A 19,990-nucleotide genomic window follows, 5' to 3' on the forward strand; every position below is an offset into this window, starting at 1 on the left:
TGGCAGTATATAGTGCGGGAAAGATTCTTGGAGCTGTGGAAACTAACTTAATTATAAGTTCAAGGATGCTTTTACCAAATAGAGCGACCCTTGACGCTCTGATAGAGACGCTCTAGCAGGGCTAGTTGATTGAGAGCCAGAAGAAAATGGAGCCAATAGACCTGCTCTATTTTGGCGGTGATTCCTGCCTGCTCGCAGAGAAAGTAGAAGAGAGCCGAGAGGGATAGGCCGACTAAATAACCTTTTTGTTTGGTCACATCAAGAAGAGTGATGACACTTTTGTGGCGAAAAACCATCGTCTCAGCCCTCACCAAAAAAGAGCCAAAAAGAAAGATGAGTTGATAGAGCGCATAGATTAAAAGAGCGGTGGGGTAGCGCTCAGGAAAGAGTAAAAAGAGTGCGATCATCCCCAGGGGAAGAATCTCCACCCAAAAGAGAATCCTCACATAATAGAGCGCATTGAGGATTCTAGGGTAGAGGTGAGCCACCCCCCACATTCCAAGGGCGAGTAAAATCCCGCCGATGGAGTAGATGATGGGCTCTAAGGGAGCGTAGATGATAAAAATGGTGCTAAGCGATAGACCGCTAAAGAGCGCATTGAGAAACTTATATCCCAAGTAGGGTCTGAGTTTTGGATGGAATCGCATCAGAAAAAGTACTTCACGCCCGCGCCAAAGGTGCGTTCAAAATCATAAGGATAGTAGGCATTCTCTCGAACGAGGATGGCGTTTTTATCATCCAAAAGATTATTGATGTAGGCATAAAGCTCCCAATCTTTAAAGTGATAGCTCGCCCCAAGAGAGAGATTCTTATAGCTTGGTGTTTTGGTTTGGGTGTTGGCAAAATCCTCATAGGCGTAGGCTTTGGAGCCATATTTATAGTTGGCCAAAAGCGTGAGCGAAGAGAGGGGTTGATACTCTATCCCTAGGTGGAGGGTGTGCTTGGAGGCTCCGGGGAGCTCTTTGCCCGCAAAGGAGAGTGCACCTTGGGTCTCCTCTAGGATTTTAGCCTGCACGAAGGCATACTCAATAGAGGTGGAGAGATCAGGAAGCCATCTTGTTTTATAGCTGATCTCCATCCCCCTCTTCTCGCTTTGATCAAGATTGGTATTGGTCCAAGTGGCAGGATTGTAATAGATCTCATGGCGAAGGCGAGTGTAAAAAAAGGTTCCGCTTAGAGCGTGCCTTCCTTGGATGGTGCGTGCGCCCAGCTGATAGGTGTCGCTTTTGGAGGGGTCGATAAACTCATTAAACCCTCCGCCAAACTTAAAGAATCGATCCACATCGGGCGCCAAAAAGGCGTGCTGATAGGCAACAAAGAGCTTGGTCTCTGGAAGGAGAGCATACTCATAAGTCGCCTCATAGCCTTCTAAGGAGTGATGCTTCTGGTCTATGTAAGTTCCGCCATCTCGCCTATAGGCGATGCGTTCATGCCTAGCCCCAATCTTAAGGAAGTGCGCCCCTGCCTCTTTGGAGAGAGTCGCCCAGTAGGCATCGCTATCCTTGGAGATAGAATCGTGACTCCAAGGGGCGTCATCTTGGCGGAGATTCTCTTTGAAGGTTGAACCCACCTCTAAACGGTGACCTTCAAAATCATAACTCGTGCCAAGATCTAGGCTCTCCCCCCGATACTTGGAAACCGAGGGAGAAGAGCCTCTCCACTCTCCTGTGGCACTATAGCCACTCCCATCAAGACTCACCTGCCACTCATCGCTCAAGTGATAGGTCGCGCCCCCCAAAGCCCTCTTTTCGTGTCTGGCGTAGTGATTGTAACCTACACCTGTTTGAGCGGGGTTTTCTAAAAATTGCTTTTGGGTGAGGGGATTGGCGTATTTGGCGTCATATTGGCCATAATCACCGCTCGCTCTTAAGAGGAGTTTCTCTGAAGGAGTGAAAAAGAGTGAACCGCCAGCGTTGCGATTCTTTTTTGCATCTTTTTTATCCCCCTCGCCGATTCCCCGATCGCCCTCCGTGTTGAGCCCTTGGGCGTAGGATCCGATGTTCAAAGTGTCTTGCACATAACGACCATAAAAGCGCCCATCATGGGTGGCGTGCGAGGCGCTAGAGAGGTGGACCAATCCGCCGCTCTGACGCTTGGTGGTGATGTTAAGAATCCCTGCATGAGCGCCATCGCCATACCTAACTGATCCAAGACCTCTAATGATCTCTATCTTCTCAATCGCATCCAAAGGCAAGAAGCTAAGAGAGATGGGGCTTATGTCGATCCCCTCTCGCCTCACTCCATCCACGATGATGGCGATATTTTGATGACCATTCTCCCCATATCCGCGCATATCAAGTGATTGAACAAAGGGATTTCCATAGTTGGGTTTAGCCATGAGGAGGGTTTTTTGTTGAAGAAACTCATAGACATTTTGAGCATAGGAGCGAGCAAAATCTTGAGCGGTGTAGCTCTCCACCCATGCCCTCTCTTCTCCTTCGCCCAACTCACTCTGTGCGTAACGCTGCACCTTGGCGGCATACGCTCCTTGGGTCGCTTCATCACTCTCTTGGGCGAGCAGCGAATCATTAGCACTAAGAAGGCTGACGCCTGCATTGAGGGCTAGAATCGCCGCTAGAGAGAAGTAGCGCCCTTTAAAACCTTTGGCTGTTTTCACGAATCATTTCTCCTTGAATCTTTTTGACCCTTAAATCCCAAGGGCAATCTTGCAATAATATCAAAAAACATATTGTATTTTCAATTTTTTACAATCTTTTTTGCGATAGAATCGAGTCAAAAAATGGATAAAACCCAATGAAAATGGAACAATTTTTTGAGATTCATCGTCAAAGAGTGATGATTTTAGATGGTGCGATGGGCACAGAGATACAGAAGTTTGACCTCAAAGAGGAGGACTGGGAAGAGAAGGCAGGATGCAGTGAGATTCTCAATGTCACTAGAGGCGATGTGATTCTCTCTATCCACCGCTCCTATCTAGAGGCGGGAGCGGATATTCTTAAATCCAATACTTTTGGAGCGCTCCCTTGGGTGCTAGAGGAGTATGGGATTGGAGGGCGAGCCTACGAGATGGCTTTTGCAGGGGCGCAAATCGCTAAAGAGGCGTGCGATTCTTTTGCCCCCTCCCCTAGATTTGTTGCTGGCTCCCTAGGACCGGGGACGAAGCTCCCCTCCTTGGGACATATTGATTATGACACGATGTTTGAAGGCTACAAAGAGGCGGCACGCGGACTCAAAGAGGGTGGCGCGGATCTCTTTCTTTTAGAGACCTGCCAAGACCCCCTGCAGATCAAGGCGGCGGTTCATGCCTGCAAAGAGGTCGATTCTTCTATGCCTATCATGGTCTCTGCGACTATTGAGACGACAGGCACGATGCTTATTGGCACCGATATTAAAACGCTTGCGGTGATTTTGGAGCCTTTAGAGATATTTTCATTAGGAATTAACTGCGGGCTTGGGCCTGATATGGCCGAGAAACACCTTAAAGCTTTGGCCCAATACGCCCCCTTTCCCCTCTCTATTCATGCGAACGCAGGGCTTCCTCAAAATGTCGGAGGGTGCACTTTCTACCCTATGGAGCCCAAGGAATTCGCAGAGATCGAGGAGGAATTCTTGGGGATTGAGGGGGTCGCCTTTTTGGGAGGGTGTTGCGGCACCACGCCCGAACATATCCGCCAGCTCAAAGAGCGTGTGGGCATAAGTCGCCCCACCCCTCCAGCTAAGCGCACCCCTGTAGCGCTTGCCTCTTTGTTTGAGAGCGTGGAGTTAAAACAGTCTCCCGCCCCCCTGCTTATTGGTGAGCGGAGCAACGCCACAGGCTCAAAGGCCTTTAGAGAGCTTCTAGTGGCCGAGGATTACGAGGGAGCGCTAGGCGTGGGCTTAGCTCAAGTCAAAAGCGGAGCACACGTTTTGGATGTGAGTGTAGGCTTTGCGGGACGCGATGAGAGACGCGATATGCGCGAGGTGGTTTCTCGCTACGCGACCAATCTACCCCTCCCTCTTATGCCCGATTCCACGCAGTCTGAAGTGCTGGAGGTGGCTCTCAAGTGTATTGGGGGTCGCCCCATCATCAACTCCGCCAATCTAGAGGATGGCATTGAGAAATTTGATCGTGTCTGTGCGCTGGCCAAGCGTTTTGGAGCGGTGCTCATCTGCCTTACCATTGATGAGGAGGGGATGGCCAAGACCAAAGAGCGCAAAGTGGCATGTGCTAAGCGTATGATGGAGCGTGCCGTGAGCGTGCATGGACTACGGGAGCGCGACATTATCTTTGACACCCTTACTTTCACCATCGGGAGCGGGGATGAGGAGTATTTCACCGCAGGAATCGAGACGCTTGACGCCATCCAAGAGCTTAGCCAGCTCTACCCTGAGGCGGGAACCACCCTAGGGCTCTCCAATATCTCCTTTGGCCTCTCCAAAGAGGCGCGAATCTACCTCAACTCTATCTTTCTCTATCATGCGGTGCAAAGGGGACTCACGAGTGCGATCGTGAATGTCTCTCACCTTCTGCCCTACGCCAAAGTGAGCGATGAAGATCGAGCCTCATGCGAAGCGCTCATCTTCAATCAGACCCAAGGCGCAGCCCCTCTTTATGCCTTCATTGATCACTTTAGTGATAAAAAAGCGGAGCTTGCGAGCGATTCAACGCTAGAGGGAATGGACACTCAAGAGAAAATCGCTCATCTGCTCATCCAAGGGGATAAAGAGGGGATGAAAGCCCTTCTTCCTAGCGCCAAAGAGGAGATTGCGGCTGAACGAATCATTAATGAGATTCTTATCGAGGCGATGAAGGTGGTGGGAGAACGCTTTGGCAAAGGAGAGATGCAGCTTCCCTTTGTACTCCAGAGTGCCGAGGTGATGAAGATGAGCGTGGATTATCTGAACGCCTATCTGCCTAAAACAGAGAAGAAGAATCAAACCACAATGATTCTAGGAACCGTCAAGGGCGATGTGCACGATGTGGGCAAGAATCTCGTGGATATTATCCTCACCAACAATGGCTATAAAATCGTCAATATTGGAATCAAGGCCGATATTGAGCAGTTCATTCAAGCCTATCATGAGCACAAGGCGGATGCCATCGGTATGAGTGGGCTTTTGGTCAAATCCACGCTAGTGATGAAAGAGAATCTTGAAGAGCTTGCTAGACGAGGGATCCATTGTCCCGTCATTCTTGGAGGAGCCGCCCTCAATCGCGCCTTTGTGGATGACTATTGTCGAGGAATCTACCCAGGAATCATCTTCTACTGCAAGGATGCCTTTGATGGGATGGCGGCGATGGAGAAGATTGAAAAGCAGGATTTTAGCGATCTGCGTCTTCCTAGCGACAAGAGTGTTCCCGAAGTGGAGGAGCAAATCGCCCCCAGTGTAGAGGATTCTTTGCCTCCAGTCAAAATCACTCCGCCCCTTTTTGAACAAAAGATCTACAAGCCTCCTTTTTGGGGGCGTCAAGTGATCTCTGATCTTGATCCTGAAACGATCTTTTCGATCATTGATCGAAATCTCCTCTATAAACATCGCTGGGGCTATGGCAAACGAGGGCTTAAGAAGGAGGAGTATGCAAAACTCTGTGAAGAGCTACTCCATCCCACTTACGAGAGATTAAAATCTCAAATCCTCGATCAAGGACTCTTTGAGCCTGTGGTGCTCTATGGCTATTTTGAGCTCACTAGAGAGGGGGAGTGCCTCATGGCGAAGAATCCTAAAGGGGGTGAAGTGAGTTTTGATTTTCCTAGGCAAAAAAAGGGAGAGTTCCTCTCTATCCCCGATTTTTTCCCACTTCAAGGAGGGGTTTTACCTCTTTCTCTAGTCTCTAGCGGGCATCGATTCTCTCCTTTTGAACAAAAGCTCTACGAGAGGGGTGAGTATCATGAATATTTCTTGATTCATGCCCTGGGGGCGGAGCTGGCGGAGGCTTTGGCTGATTTTGTGCACCAGAGAGTGAGAGAGGAGTTGGGGATTGGGGAGAGGCAAGGGTGTCGCTACTCTTTTGGCTATCCTGCTTGCCCCGACTTGACTCAAAATCAGGGAATCTTCACACTTTTAGAGCCCCAAGAGTTTCATATCACGCTCTCTGAGACCTTTCAAATGCACCCTGAGCAGAGCACCTGCGCGATCATCACTCCTCATCCTGAGGCGAGCTATTTTGCGATCTAGAGCAGCTGCTAATTAATAGGGATGAAGCGATCTGGTTTGGTCTGATAGAGGCGGATGGGGTAGTTCACCTGATTGCCTTCTAGCTTTTCATTGAAATAGGGAATCGCCTCAGGGAAGACGGTGCGATAGAAATATTCAACCCCTAAAGAGGTGGAGTAGTTGATCCAGTCATACTGCAAGTCACTCTTTAAAATCGCGCTATATTCGATAATTTCGCGTGAAGCTTCGCCGATAGAGTTGGCGATGTAGAGATTTTCGCGATCTTTGGGTTGGGTGAGCGAGAGAAGTGAGTGGTTGTAGTTGATCTGTGTGGAGAGAATATCGCTTGGCTTGTAGCCGTTGTAAGTGAATTGAGAGAGGATGAGACTGCTCTTGACGATGGGGGTGTTCAAAAAGACGCTAGAGCCTTGGATGAATCGCCCTTGTGACTTGACGCCCTTGTTGAACTCTGCCGCCTTGGTATTACTAAAGGATTCTTCAAAGCCCACCTGAGCCCCCGCAAGCTTGACATACTCCCCGATCTTTTGGCCAATATAACTATCATCATTATAGAGACTCACCGTGGAGCCTTTGGCATAAGGGAGAAGCGCACGAATCTGCGCCTCATAGTCGATCCCCCCAAAGAAGATATTTTTAGGGGGAGTGCCTGCTTGAAGCACCTGCTTTTGATGGACGGAGGGGATATAGAGAGGAATCTTGAGAGAGAGCTTCACGAGCTCTGATGCCCCTTGGTGGGTCACAAGTGCAATGGCATAGTCAAAGCCTTTGGATTCGACCTTTTGGATGGCTTTGGCTAAAGAGGTTGCACTTTCATCTTGGCTGTCAAACACCTCAAAAGAGAAAGCACCCTCCTTGGAGACGAGATAGGCAAGAATCGTGTCAATCGTCGTGACAGAATAGCGTCCGATACTCTTTTTGGGGACAAGAAGAGCGATCTCTAGCTTGGATCGACTCTTTTTGACCATATAAAAGGGGGCGGCATGAATATCATTTTCCTCCATGAGTATCGCTAGTCGCGCCCTTAGTGCCTCACTTGTGATTCCAGGGTGGAATCGTGCGATAAAAGAGAAGACCTTCTCCTCTTTGTCCAATCGATAGAGACACGCCTCATCGCACGGCTCCGTTTCGATATTGATTGCCTCTTGATGGGGAAGCGGAAGGGGGGAGAGGAGATGGGCTTTGGCCCAAAGCGAAGGAGAGCCTAGCGCAAGCGCCAAAAGAAGCGAAAGGGACGAAGAGGGTTTCATAAGCAACTCTTTATAAGAAGGAAGTCCTTGAGCGCCTCTTTTTTGGCCGTAGGATTACGGAGGAGGTAGCTTAGGCTATGAGCGGGGATGAGAGTGCGTCCCGCCCAGACGCTTTTTTGGCCTCGATATTGAGAAAAATCCCCTCGCTCATCCGTCAAATAGCGATAGGCCACCTCTCCTAGCGGCACGATGATGGCCGAGAGAGGAAGCAGATCAATCTGCTTGAGGATGTAGGGTTTGCAGGAGCTAAAAAGAGCCGAATCGACCTTTTGAGCCAAGGAGGGGTGACACTTAAGAAGTGAAAGAAGTGAAACCTCCCCCTCCTTGAGTCCCAATACATTGCGGACAATATTACGCAACATCTCTCCGCTCCTGCCCACAAACATCGAAGGATGCTTAGGATCAACCAGGGGGGTCTCAGAGACAAAAACCACCTTGGAGGTGGTCTGACACATCCCAAAAATAGGCTTGCCTTCGCCTTTGGATAGCTCACAAAGCACGCATGATTCGATGATGCCTTGAAGCGAGAGGAGTCCCTCGGGGAGATGACTCACGCCCTCAGCTCCCAAAGGAGAGGCGTGGGTGAAGGGCTCGATATAACAACGACCGCTTGCGCGCTCTTGATAAAGTTTTTTGAGTTGAAGCATTTTTTCCAATCGATACATAGCGAAGATTTTAGCAAAAAAGGGGTAAAAGTCTATAAGAGAAAAAAGGTCTTGATTTCCTCGCTTTTGGGCTACTTTTGGCACAAAATTTGCTTCTAATTTGTCATAAAAACAATGAGGAGTGAGACGATGGAGATCAATCTATCTCAAGCCATTCAGGATGCACTGTATAACAAATCCGCCGAATCTAAGCGCCTATCCACCCCTTCTAGCTTAGATGACTACTTTAAAAAACAAGAGATGACCGAACGCGCTATAAGAGAGCTGGAGAGCGGCGGGGGCGTGAGCTCGGAGGTGAAGAAGTATGTTGATGTGGCGGCACTAAAAAAGAGTCTTGACGAGGCCAAAAGCCTCTCTTCAGAGGACGAAACTAGTGATGCCGCTTCGATGATTGGTTCAGCGGGAGGCTCTAAGAGCGGAGATCGATTCGAAAAGTCCCCTCCCCCCGATAAAAATGTTCTCTCCATGGAAGAGTATGAGAAGGCAAGTAAAAAATTGATGCTTCAGCAGCTTATTAAGCAGAGCGCTTCAGAGAAGCTAGAATTGGAGAATCAAGTAGAGCAGAGTGTCAACCTCGTGGATTCCCTCAAGAGCAAGACCATTGTGAACTCCTCTACAACCTACACGCCTGAGAATGCCTCCGCTCTAGCCAACCCTCTCACTCAAAATCAAGCCAAGACTCAAGGCGTGAGCTTCGTGGACGAGTATTCTCAAAAAGAGGTGACCGTCCCCCTTGATGAAGACAATCTCCAAAAATTGGTTGAGAAGTTTGGCTCAGCCCAAGAGGCGAGTGACTATGTGAAGGGCTGGTATTACGAAGCGGCGTATGGCGTAGGGTATCTTCAAAATGACACCGATGGAGATGGAGTGATCTCTAAAGAAGAGGCAAAGAATCTCAAGGCACTTGTCTCTCTTACAGGAGAGAGCGAAAACTCTTACAAATCCCTCAATGAGGCTTTGAGCGATGATGCCGCGCGAGATGCCTTCTTGGATGAGTTTGGCTATATCGATTCTCTCTCGGCCTTTATCAACCACTCCATTCGCCAAGATGTCGATACCAGCGGCTCTTTGAGCTTTTCTGAGCTAGTGGGCGAGAGCAACGCGCAAAATGTCGCGCAGGCTATTGTAGGGAAGGAAAACCTTGACCTCTTTGCCTTTCACCATCTCATCCTTCGCAACAATGAAGGAAGCTATGACTATCTCGCCTCTCTTATGAATGGGTCAAAAGAGAGTGAGGTGGCTAGCACCTCTTCTTCAAGCCAAGACGAGGATAAGCCTCTAGAGGTCTAATACCTAAACGCCTCCAAGCTCTTTTGGGGGGCTTGGCGGTCGATGGCTTTCAGCTTGTAGGCCTCGATGCATCGACCCACCTCATCTAGCTCCATCACCATCATCTGAAAAACCGTTCGGCAAGAATCAGGCACCTCTAGCCTAGAGGGCATTCCCGTCAAGAAGCGCTCAATAGGGGCGCTTCTCTCCATGCCGATGATTCCATCCATACAGCCTGTCGCCCCCACATCACTCACTCCAAAAGTCCCCTCAGCGATCTCTAAATCATCCGTACCCACATGCGTGTGTGTTCCTAGCACGGCACTCGCTTTGCCATGAAGCAGCCAAAACATTCCACGCTTCTCGCTTGTGGCTTCGGCATGAAAATCGATAATGATATGGTTGATTCCCTCGTGTTTTAGGCGTTCCACCTCTCTCTTGGCACACAAAAAGGCGTTATCCACATAGGGCATGGCAAAATGCCCCATAAGGTTGAGCACCGCGAGCTTTACGCCCTCCACTTCATAGACTCCAAGCCCTTTCCCCACCACTCCCTCAGGGTAGTTATGAGGACGAAGAACCCTCGATTCTTCTCTTAAATAGGCGATGATCTCCTTTTTGTCCCAAGTGTGATTCCCGCCTGTGATCACATCAACCCCTGCACTAAAGAGCTCCTCGGCGCACTTGATGGTCGTCCCAAAGCCATGGCTCACATTCTCGCCATTGGCAATGACAAACACCAGCCCTAGCTCTTTTCTAACCAAGGGAAGATGATAGGCCAAAGCCTTCCGTCCGGGTTTTCCGATAATATCGCCGATGAATCCAATTTTCACGCACTTTTTCCTTGTAGTTGCTCCAAAATAGCCGCCAAGAGATCATCGTCATCCCGACTTTTGGCGCTGAAGCTCTTTTTGGTCTCATCACGATAGAAGAAGGTGATGTTTTGATTGTAGTTGGTGATGGTCTTGATTCCTTGCAGGGAGGCGAGCACCTTAATGAGGATGAGCTCTAAAAACTGCTTGGTGTAGAGGTCGGGTGAGCCGAATCGATCGTGGATTTCCACCTCTATCTCGTTCACCTCTTGGGTGCTCTCACAGCGGGAGAGGCGGCGATAGAGCTCTAAGCGCAAACGATCGCTCTCGATGAGCTCAGGGGAGAGAAAGGCGTTGATGGAGAGCTTGAGATCCACATCCTCCCGCTTAGGAAGCGCCTTGGAACTGAGTGAGTGAATCGCCTCTTCGAGCATTTTGAGATAGAGGGCATAGCCAATTCCCTTGATGTGGCCACTTTGCGCCTCACCCAGGAGATTTCCCCCGCCCCGAATCTCCAAATCATGATAGGCGAGCACCGAACCACTCCCCAAGAAGGAGTTACTCTCTAGCGCCAAAAGACGCTTTTTGGCTTCGGGCGTGAGCGATTCTTTCTCTTCTACGAGGAAATAGCAGAATCCCTCTTTGCTTCCTCGTCCTACACGACCCCGCAGCTGGTGGAGGTCGGCGATTCCAAATCGATCGCTTGAATCAATAATGATCGTGTTGGCATTAGGGAGATGGATGCCCGATTCGATAATGGAGGTGGAGAGGAGCAGGTGATATCGCCCCTCTTCAAAGGCTAGCATGATCTCTTCCGTCTCTTTTTCGGGGATTTGAGAGTGAAGGATGGCGATTTTGAGGTTTGGCATCAGCTCCAAGAGCTCTTTTTGGCGACGCTCAATGGTGGCGATATTGTTATGAATGTAAAAAATCTGCCCCCCTCGCCGAATCTCTCGATGGACGATCTCTTTTAAAAGTGCCTCTTGATACTCTTTGACAAAAGTGCGCACAGGGAGCTTCTCGCTTGGAGGGGTGAGGAGTGTGCTCATCCCTTTAATGCTAGAGAGCGCCATATTGAGCGTTCGAGGAATGGGTGTAGCGCTCATGGAGAGCATATGAACATCTTGAGCAATCGCTTTAATACGCTCTTTTTGCTTCACGCCAAATTTATGCTCCTCATCCACGATGATGAGCGCTAGGCGTTTAAAAACAGCCGAGAGGATGGCGTGAGTTCCAACGACCACATCCACTTCCCCCTCTTTGAGGGCGTTCAGTAGGCTGGTGCGCTCTTTGCTACTTAGGAATCGATCCAGGCGAGCCATCTTGATGCCACGCCCCTCAAAGCGTTTTTTAAGGCTTTGGAAGTGTTGGTGCGCCAAAAGAGTTGTAGGAGCAACCAAGGCCGCCTGATAGCCGCTCATCACGGTTGCAAGAATCGCATTCATCGCCACTTCAGTTTTGCCAAAACCTACATCTCCGCTAAGGAGTCGATCCATCACCTTCCCGCCCTCTAGGTCAGAGAATATCTCGCGGATGCTCTTCTCTTGGTCGCTGGTATAGACAAATCCGCTAGAGTGCTGAAAAATCTCAATCTCAGGGAAATCCGTGCGAATCGCCCTCCCCTCAATGAGCTCTCGTTTGGCCGCTAGAGCGACAATCTCGCTTGCAATCTCTAAAAGTTTTGTTCGAATCTTCTCTTTGAGTTTGGCAAAGCTTCCTTTTCCAAGGCGGTCCACCGAAGGAATCGAGCCACTATCAGCTACATAACGATCAATATAGTCGAGATTTTCCACGGGGAGCAGGAGTCGGTCTTCTCCCTGATAGGCCAAGAGAATGAAATCTCTCAAAGCCCCCAAAACTCGCTCTTGGATGATTCCTTTAAAGATTCCGATTCCATAATCTTTATGGACGACATAATCCCCCACGCGAAGCTCATCGATGGCAAAGGTGGGTCGTCTTTTTTTGGCGCTTTTTTTGGTGTTTTGGTTGAGGGAGAGAATCACCTCTTTGGGGGTGAGCAAATTAACACAAAAGTCGCCAATCTGCTTTTTGCAAGGAATCTCCTTGAGGTCAAACGCCCTAAAAAGCGCCTCGTTTCTAGCAATAATCGTGATCTCTTTATTGGCATGAAGCGAAAGAAAAGAGAGAAAATTGGCAGGAGAGATGATGATATCGCTATGCTCTAAAGGAGTGGCTAGAAGGTTTAAGCCCTCCAAAAAGCGGAGTTCATCGCTCTCTTGTAGCTCCAGAAGCTCCAAGAGCTCCTCTTTGGCTCCTGCGGTGAGAATCGAGGGCACACGCCTTGGCAATACTTCGCCCTTGTCCTTTAAGTACCATAGTCCAAGGCTCATCAGATCCTTAGAAAAAGCCCCATAGCTTGAGGCACTCACCAGCTCCTCAAGCTCCTTTTGGGTCGCTTCGTCCAGCGCAAAGAGCGCAGGAGTGATCTCGATTCGATCTAGCTCCTCCCTCTCGCACATCTGCGTCTCTAAATCAAAATATCGAAGGCTCTCAATCTGTGTATCAAAGAGGCTAAGGCGCACAGGGGAGGATTCTTGAGGAGGAAAAACATCAATGATGTCTCCACGAAATGAGACCTCTCCAGGAAGCTCAATGATCTCCACAAATTCATAACCAAATCGATAGAATCGCTCTTTGAGCTCCCCAATATCCAGATTGTCACCAAAACCTAAATGGAAGCTTTGAAGTAACTCTTCTTTGGGGAGAGGATGGAGGAGAGAGCGCAAAGGAGCAATAAGCAATAGGCGCTCTTTGGGCGCTCTATACCATTTTCTAAGCGCCCCAAGAAGGGCGAGTAGCTCCTCTTTGTAGCTCCTTAGATCATCGCCCTTTTGGGCTCTAAAATCGGGGAAAAGAATCGTCTCAAAACCCCTAAAGCGTGCCACTTCAGAGGCGAGATAGCTCTCTTTGTCATCTTGGGTAATGAGAATCTGATAGGGAAAGGGATTCTTTAAGGCGTGATATAGACTACTTTGGATCAATGACTTTATCTGCCTTTTCTGCCTTCTCTATTTTGGAAAGAGTGCCAAATTTGCTGCCATCTTCTTTGATTTTGCTCTCGCCAACAAAGTATCCTTTGCGTTCAATCACAAGCTCTTTGGTGATAATCTGTCCATCGATTCGCCCTTGGGGCATGATCTCAATCACATCGCAATCACAACTTCCCGTGAACTTCCCGCTCACCACGAGCTTTTCGGCGTAGATTTCGCCACCCACTCCTCCGCTCTTGCCAATTGTGACACTGTTTTTGGATCGGATCACCCCCTCAAACTCCCCATCGATATGGAGATTGCAGTCAATGACCACCTCCCCTTTTATCTTGGTTCCGCTGGCGATGATCGTGGTGCCTGAATTTCCATTAGATTGTTTATCGTTGTTAGCAAAGATTGCCATTTGACGCTGGTCTCCTTCTCAAAAATGTTGGTGTAGTCCTTCATAGTCCAATCGATGAAAGGCCTTGGATCAAGATGGTTGCCCAAGAAACGAATCTCATAGTGCAGATGAGGTCCCGAACTCATCCCAGTGTTCCCACTATAGGCGATTAGCTGACCCTTCTTGACAAAATCCCCTTTCTTGACGATTAGTTTACTCAAATGTGCATAAAAAGTCTTAAAGCCAAAGGAGTGGTCAATTTTCACGAGGTTTCCATAGCCCCCGTTGTATTCGCTCCTAGAAAAATCAACCACTCCATCCGCAGCGGCATAGACAGGAGTTCCCACGGGTGCACGCAAATCGATTCCTGTGTGAAACTCTCGGCGCTTTAAGATGGGATGGATTCGCCAGCCATAGTCGGCTGAGACTTGGTTGGAGTTGATGGGGTAGCCATTGGGGATGAGGCGCATCACAAAACCCTTTTGCACGCCCGTGATACTGGCTAAATCCACGCGCTCAATGAGGCTCAGATCACCAGAGGACTCTTCATCTTTTTGAACACCAATGATTCCCTCTAGATCCTCCACTCGATCGCTGATGGTGATCAGCTCTTCGCTCTTTTGCTCAATCTCTTGGCGCAACTGCTCATTCCTCTCTAGCGTGTCAGCGTACTCTTGAATAAGGCTGTCGCGCCGCTCTTGAATCTGCTTCACCTCAGAGAGCAATAGGCGTATAGAGACTCCCCCTAGAAGAATGAGCGCCACTAAAAAGAGAGAAAAATAGAGGACGATTCGCCGCACAAATTGATGAAGATTATACTGTTTAGAGCCATGAACATCGGTGATGGTGATGATGAGCCTATCTTTCATCTTCCTCCTTTAATTGCTTCAAATATTCCTTCAAATAACGCTCTTTGAACGCTCCGATCACGCTAAAAGAACCAAAAACAAGATAATCCTTCAAAGGGTCAAGCTCCCCTTGGAATCTCTCGCAAGCCACTCCAAGCTCCTTGGCGCAAGCCTCCAAAAGCACAGGGTTAACAAGGCGGGGATTCCCCTCCAAAGGTAGGAGATGAAGCTTCAATATATAAGGGCGAAGAATGGCAAGAATCTCACGATAATTTTTATCCTTATAGGTATTGTAGATGAGATCGAAGGGCTTGCCTTGAAGTGTTTCTAGGAGTGCTCTAGCGGCTTGAGGATTGTGCCCTACATCAAGAATGAGGCGTCCATGCCTCTCCATCCTTCCTGCCAAATCCAAAGGAGGAATCTTAGAGACCTCCCATTCCACCCCCAGCCACTCCATCGCCTTAGCGGCCAAGCGCCAATTCCAGCGCTGGTACAAAGGCAGAGGATAGGTTGAAAAGTAGGCCTCTTCTCTTGAGATGTCGCTCTCTCGCATCCTCTCGTCTTCTAAAATATAGAGGGAGGAGGAGCGCTCATTGGCGATTCTTTGGGCGAGAGGCTTGATTTGGTCAAGATCATACTGCTTACCCAAAATAGCCCAAGGAGCCATGCTTTTAAGCTTGGTGAGAGCGATCGCCTCTAGCCCCTCCCCTAGAAGCTCTTCATGGTCGATTCCTATGGGCGTAAAGAGGGAGATATCTCGCCTAAGGGCGGTGGTGGAATCAAATTCCCCCCCTAGCCCCGCCTCAATAACCCAAAACTCAAGCCCCCCAAAAACATAGAGCGCGAGCAAGGTGGCGTACTCAAAATAGCTCGCCTCATGAAAGATTCCCCTCTCCCAAAGGGCTTGGTGAGCCTCCTTGAGGGTGGCATTAGAGACTATTCCCCCGTTGATCCAAAAGCGCTCTCTGAATTCATGGATATGAGGAGAGGTGAAGTGCCCCACGGTATGCCCAGCGGCTTGGAGCATGAGGGCAAGGAATCGCCCCGTGCTTCCCTTGCCATTGGTCCCCACGACCTGAATCACCTTGGGCGAAGAGGAGGAGGGAAAAGTGGTTAAAAAGCGCTGATAGAGAGCAGGGAATCGAAGAGGATCAAAAGGGGCATACTCAGCTGCTTTAGCGTCTAGGTAAGATTGAAGAGAGGGAATTGACAAAATCTGATCCTAAGAGAGTAGCGGGCGGATCTGATTACGACCCCCCTCTTTGGCCTCATAGAGTCTCGCATCGGCAAATTTAATGAGAGCCTTGCGATCTTCACACTCACTTCTCTCCGCAATTCCGCCGCTCACGCTCACCTTGATTCTCATGTCTTGATAGACAAAAACACTTCTTTCAACCAAAGCACGGATACGCTCCGCAAAACGCCACGCTTCGACAAGATTCATCTCAGGCAGAATCACGATAAACTCTTCGCCCCCATAGCGTGCAGCGATATCCTCTTGACGCACGGACTGCTTAAGCAATCTTCCAAAAGTGGCTAAAACGCGATCGCCCGCTTCGTGTCCATACTTGTCGTTGATTTTTTTAAAGAAGTCAATATCAAAAAAAGCCACAGAATAGCGACTCTCGTAGCGTAAAAAAAGCGCCTCAAATCGGCTGAGTGACTCCTCCAGGAATCGCCTCGTATGAACCCCCGTGAGAGAATCGATACTTGCCTCCTCTTGGGCGCGACAGAGCTCTTGGGTGAGCTCTTCGATCTTGGATTGCAAAAACTCAATCTCGCTCTTCTTCTCCGCTACTTCTTTGTTGAGATTTTGAATGTGAGTGTCGATTTTTTGAGTGATTTCAATGAGACGGCCCTTGGTCTTTTCCAATGATCTTGGGTCAAGAATCATCTCTTCGAGCGTCTTGCCGATGTGGGTGATCTCATCTTGGTAATGGATCCCCGCTTGGGCGAGCGTGGAGAGCTTTGAAACCAACACCTCAATGATCTCGCCAAGCTCCAAGCCTTTGCGATTGGATTCTCTCTTGTCTACAGCGATTCTTCCTGAAAGGGCAAGGTCTAGCGTCTGGCGAGCGCTCTTTTCAAGAAGGGTTGCGGGAGCATTTTTGAGCAGACTTTTGGCTTCAAGAATCTCCGAAGGGAGGAGGGGTGAGAGCGAAGGAGTCAAAAAAGGCTCTAAAATTTTGGCAAAATCTCGGCTGGGATCATGGCGTTCAAGTTGATTCTTTAGCGATTCATTCCAGTGATCCTTGAGGGTTGATAAAACTTTAGAATCGCTAAGCGAATCGAGTTTAAGAAGTGTCTCCTTGGCGAGTTCAGCGACCTCAGGCGAGGAGGCCAAGAGTTTTAAGATGACCTTGAGAAGCTCTTTTTGAGCCAGAATGGACTCTTTGTTCTCTCCACTTCCCATTCGCGTGAGGATTCCTGCGATGAGCGAGATGAATTCATCGGGAGTTTTGATGGGGTGGGCTTGGATTTGAGCCTTGGTCTTAGGGTCAAACTTTTGACTCCAGCGTGATTGCCATTGGCAATCTTCCACGGATAACCCTGCGCTTTTGGCCTCATAGCAAAAGGCCTCTCTGTAGGCATCAGGAGTGGCGATCTGCCCCTCTTTCTGTAGTCTTAGTAGCGTCTTTTTGACGACCTCTTTAAGGTTGGACACCTTTAGCCCCTTGCATTGCAATATGAGAGATAAAGTGGTCGATGGCTTGAATAGAGGCGCTTTTGATTGCCTCGAAACGCTTTGAATCGCTCAAAATAGAAGAATCATCAATGGAGAAATCATACCTTCCTATGGAGTTGAAGCGACGCGCTTTGCCCTCTTTATCTTCATAGGCAAACCCCAAAGAGACTTGGGCGCGATAAAAGGTGGTGAAACCCTCTTTATTGTCCGCCAAAGAGGTGAAATTGGCGGAATTGAGGGTCACCCTAAGAGTGGAATCGGCACTCTCCTTGGAGGCAAGCTTGCCATGAAGACGCGTCATGATCGCCTGTGAAAGAGCATCTTTGATCAAAACGCTATTTTCAGGGTCTCGGAGGTTGATAGCAATATCCACATAGATGCGCTCCCCTAGCACCTCTTTGGCGTATTGCGCCACGGGCTTATAGCCACACCCCGCAAGCAAGAGGAGAATCGCTCCAGTGAGTGCCAAGATTCTCATGGTTTCACAACCAAATTGACTAGTTTATCGGGCACCACGATCTCCTTGATGATGCTCATCCCCTCCAGCCACTTGGAGACCTCATTTTTAGCCGCCTCAAGCATCGCCTCATTGGAAGAGCCCGGCGCCATCTCTATCTCGCCTCGCTTCTTGCCATTGACGGTGATGGCGATGGTGAGCGAGTCGCTCTTAAGCGCTTGGGTATCAGGGGTAAGGGGCTTGAAGTTGGCCAAACCAAAATACTCTTGGCTGAGCTCCCATGCCACATGGGGGATGATGGGCTCAAGAACACTCAAAAGGATAAAATAACCCTCCGTGAAAATGGCAGGATTCTCTTGATCGCTCAAAGCATTCAGCGCCTCCATGCACGAAGCAATCAATGTATTAAAGGCGTAGGCATTTTTGCGCGAATAGACCTCTTGGGCCTTAAGAAGCGTCTCGTGAACCTTTTTGCGTGCCAATTTCTCCGTCTTGCTCAAGGTTGCCGTCTCTATTTGGGGCAATGAAGAGACCTTTTGGACAAACTGCGTTTTATCACAAAGTCGCTTGATGAAGCGATAAGCTCCTTCTACGGCGCTGTCATTCCACTCTAGCTCTCTTGTAGGGGGCGCGGCAAAGAGGACAAAGAGCCTTGCCGTATCCGCTCCAAAACGCTCGATCAACTCATCAGGATCGACCACATTGCCCTTGCTCTTGCTCATTTTAGCGCCATCTTTGAGCACCATTCCTTGGGTGAGAAGATGCGTGAAGGGCTCATTGGTTTCCGTGTAGCCAAGATCCCTTAGCACTTTGGTGAAGAATCGCGCATAAAGAAGGTGCAAAATCGCATGCTCAATCCCGCCGATATACTCATCCACGCCCATCCAGTAACGTTGCATTGCCTCATTAAGGGCGTGCGTCTCCCACTCTTCTTTGGGGGTGGTGTAGCGCAAAAAGTACCAGCTTGATTCGACAAAGGTATCCATCGTGTCGGTCTCTCTTGTGGCTTTTCCCCCACATTTTGGACATCGACACTCTTTCCATGCAGGATGTTTCTCAAGGGGATTCCCCTCTCCATCAATGATTACATCCTCAGGGAGTGTGATGGGAAGATTGGAAAAATCCTCAGGAACGATTCCGCAAGAGGGACAATGAATCAGCGGGATGGGTGTCCCCCAATAGCGCTGTCTGGAGATTCCCCAATCCCTTAGGCGATAGTTGATCACCCCCCTTCCCAAAGAGTGCTCTTCAAAGTATCGAATGATCTTCTCTTTGGCGCTTTCACTCTCTAGACCATCAAAGATTCCAGAGTTGATGAGCGTGCCACTCTCTGTATAGGCCGCCTCGTCCAAAGAGGGAGCCGCGCCAGAGAGAATCACCTGCTTTTGAGGGAGTTGATACTTCTTGGCAAACTCAAAATCCCTCTCATCATGCGCCGGCACTGCCATCACCGCCCCACTGCCATAATCCGTGAGGACAAAATTGGCCGCCCAAAGAGGAATGGCCTCTCCTGTTAAAGGATGGATCGCCTCAAGTCCCAAGGCCACTCCCTCTTTGGGAATCATGGCGCGCTCTTTGGCGGGGATATTTTGCATTTTTGCAAGCGCTTCTAGGCTCTCTTGGGGAAGTTTGCCCTGCCTCATTAGCTCTCTTACCAAGGGATGCTCAGGCGCTAAGGCACAGTAAGTGACGCCATAGAGGGTGTCGGGTCGCGTGGTGAAGACCTCAAAGGAATCAAAACTCCCCCCTATTCTCTCCTTGGAGGAGGAGGTGAGTTTGAAAGCAAAAGAGAGCCCTTCGGAGCGTCCAATCCAGTTGCGCTGCATCGTGAGCACTTGAGAGGGCCATCGCCCCTCTAGGGTGTCAAGACTCCCTAGGAGCTCCTCAGCATAGTCAGTGATCTTGACATAGTATTGGAACATCTCTTTTTGCACCACTTCCGTGTCGCATCTCCAGCATCGACCCTCGATCACTTGCTCATTAGCTAGCACCGTCTGATCGTTGGGGCACCAATTTAAAAATCCTTTTTTCCGATAGATAAGCCCCCGATTCCACATATCAATGAAAAACTTCTGCTCCCACTTGGAGTAGATAGGATCGCAGGTGGCAAACTCTCGCTCATTGGAAAAAGATAGCCCCAAAGAATCGAGCTCTTCTCGCATATTGGAGATGTTGTCATAGGTCCATTTCTTGGGGTGGCTCTTGTGCTTGATCGCTGCATTTTCCGCTGGCATGCCAAAAGCATCCCAGCCTATAGGATGGAGCACATTGAAATTCTGTTTGCGAAAGTGTCGCGCGATGGCATCGCCAATGCAGTAGTTGCGAACATGCCCCATATGGATTCTTCCGCTAGGATAGGGAAACATACTCAAAATATATTTTTTGGGAAGCGAGGTGTCACTCAAAGGCTCGTGAGTCCTCTTGTTTTTCCAGTGCTCTTGCCACTTTTTCTCAATGGCTTTGGGATTATATTCCACGGCGATCAACTCCTAAAAA

At 49.2% G+C, this 19,990-nt stretch carries 14 protein-coding genes; 2 read left to right on the plus strand and 12 right to left on the minus strand.

Annotation, left to right across the window (positions count from 1 at the left end; translation table 11 throughout):
- Nucleotides 1-71: 71 nt before the first annotated feature.
- Together WS_RS05895 and WS_RS05900 are read right to left on the minus strand one after the other, a co-directional pair.
- Nucleotides 72-647 (minus strand): hypothetical protein, encoded by a 576-nt coding sequence (locus tag WS_RS05895; RefSeq protein WP_011139099.1) that lies wholly within the window; start codon nucleotides 645-647, stop codon nucleotides 72-74.
- Nucleotides 647-2,617, minus strand: coding sequence for a TonB-dependent receptor (locus WS_RS05900; protein ID WP_011139100.1), 1,971 nt, complete (start codon nucleotides 2,615-2,617; stop codon nucleotides 647-649). Before WS_RS05900 ends, WS_RS05895 begins: the two co-directional genes overlap by 1 nt.
- A 137-nt stretch (nucleotides 2,618-2,754) precedes the next feature.
- Here WS_RS05900 and metH point away from each other — a divergent pair, with 137 nt between their 5' ends.
- Nucleotides 2,755-6,117: a methionine synthase gene (metH, locus tag WS_RS05905; RefSeq protein ID WP_011139101.1), complete on the plus strand. Its 3,363-nt coding sequence runs from the start codon at nucleotides 2,755-2,757 to the stop codon at nucleotides 6,115-6,117.
- An 8-nt stretch (nucleotides 6,118-6,125) separates the two neighbouring features.
- Here metH and WS_RS05910 read toward each other — a convergent pair whose 3' ends face one another.
- Together WS_RS05910 and WS_RS05915 are read right to left on the minus strand one after the other, a co-directional pair.
- Nucleotides 6,126-7,364, minus strand: coding sequence for a hypothetical protein (locus tag WS_RS05910; protein ID WP_011139102.1), 1,239 nt, complete (start codon nucleotides 7,362-7,364; stop codon nucleotides 6,126-6,128).
- Complete coding sequence (locus WS_RS05915; RefSeq protein WP_158305204.1) at nucleotides 7,361-8,011, minus strand: uracil-DNA glycosylase; 651 nt, start codon at nucleotides 8,009-8,011, stop codon at nucleotides 7,361-7,363. The genes WS_RS05910 and WS_RS05915 overlap by 4 nt, the downstream gene beginning before the upstream one ends.
- 147 nt (nucleotides 8,012-8,158) lie before the next feature.
- Here WS_RS05915 and WS_RS05920 point away from each other — a divergent pair, with 147 nt between their 5' ends.
- On the plus strand, nucleotides 8,159-9,319 hold the full coding sequence (locus tag WS_RS05920; protein ID WP_041571815.1) for a hypothetical protein: 1,161 nt from the start codon (nucleotides 8,159-8,161) through the stop codon (nucleotides 9,317-9,319).
- Here WS_RS05920 and WS_RS05925 read toward each other — a convergent pair.
- Genes WS_RS05925 through leuS form a run of 8 tightly spaced genes read right to left on the minus strand, consistent with a single transcriptional unit; the run spans nucleotide 9,316 to nucleotide 19,971 of the window.
- Nucleotides 9,316-10,131 (minus strand): TIGR00282 family metallophosphoesterase, encoded by an 816-nt coding sequence (locus WS_RS05925; RefSeq protein ID WP_011139105.1) that lies wholly within the window; start codon nucleotides 10,129-10,131, stop codon nucleotides 9,316-9,318. The two genes, WS_RS05920 and WS_RS05925, sit on opposite strands and share 4 nt — an antisense overlap.
- On the minus strand, nucleotides 10,128-13,112 hold the full coding sequence (gene mfd / locus WS_RS05930; RefSeq protein ID WP_011139106.1) for a transcription-repair coupling factor: 2,985 nt from the start codon (nucleotides 13,110-13,112) through the stop codon (nucleotides 10,128-10,130). Before mfd ends, WS_RS05925 begins: the two co-directional genes overlap by 4 nt.
- Nucleotides 13,099-13,524 (minus strand): bactofilin family protein, encoded by a 426-nt coding sequence (locus WS_RS05935; protein ID WP_041571816.1) that lies wholly within the window; start codon nucleotides 13,522-13,524, stop codon nucleotides 13,099-13,101. The genes mfd and WS_RS05935 overlap by 14 nt, the downstream gene beginning before the upstream one ends.
- A complete protein-coding gene (locus WS_RS05940) occupies nucleotides 13,446-14,372 on the minus strand; it encodes a M23 family metallopeptidase (protein WP_011139108.1) in 927 nt (308 codons plus the stop codon). The genes WS_RS05935 and WS_RS05940 overlap by 79 nt, the downstream gene beginning before the upstream one ends.
- Nucleotides 14,362-15,564 (minus strand): bifunctional folylpolyglutamate synthase/dihydrofolate synthase, encoded by a 1,203-nt coding sequence (locus tag WS_RS05945; RefSeq protein WP_011139109.1) that lies wholly within the window; start codon nucleotides 15,562-15,564, stop codon nucleotides 14,362-14,364. The genes WS_RS05940 and WS_RS05945 overlap by 11 nt, the downstream gene beginning before the upstream one ends.
- A gap of 9 nt (nucleotides 15,565-15,573) precedes the next feature.
- The gene (locus WS_RS05950; RefSeq protein ID WP_011139110.1) at nucleotides 15,574-17,016 is read right to left on the minus strand and encodes a GGDEF domain-containing protein; all 1,443 of its coding nucleotides are present in this window, start codon (nucleotides 17,014-17,016) and stop codon (nucleotides 15,574-15,576) included.
- Nucleotides 17,003-17,515, minus strand: a complete 513-nt coding sequence (lptE, locus tag WS_RS05955) for an LPS assembly lipoprotein LptE (protein ID WP_041571817.1) — start codon at nucleotides 17,513-17,515, stop codon at nucleotides 17,003-17,005. Before lptE ends, WS_RS05950 begins: the two co-directional genes overlap by 14 nt.
- Nucleotides 17,512-19,971: a leucine--tRNA ligase gene (gene leuS / locus WS_RS05960; RefSeq protein ID WP_011139112.1), complete on the minus strand. Its 2,460-nt coding sequence runs from the start codon at nucleotides 19,969-19,971 to the stop codon at nucleotides 17,512-17,514. The genes lptE and leuS overlap by 4 nt, the downstream gene beginning before the upstream one ends.
- Nucleotides 19,972-19,990 lie beyond the last annotated feature (19 nt).

Source organism: Wolinella succinogenes DSM 1740 (assembly GCF_000196135.1).
GTDB classification, from domain to species: domain Bacteria; phylum Campylobacterota; class Campylobacteria; order Campylobacterales; family Helicobacteraceae; genus Wolinella; species Wolinella succinogenes.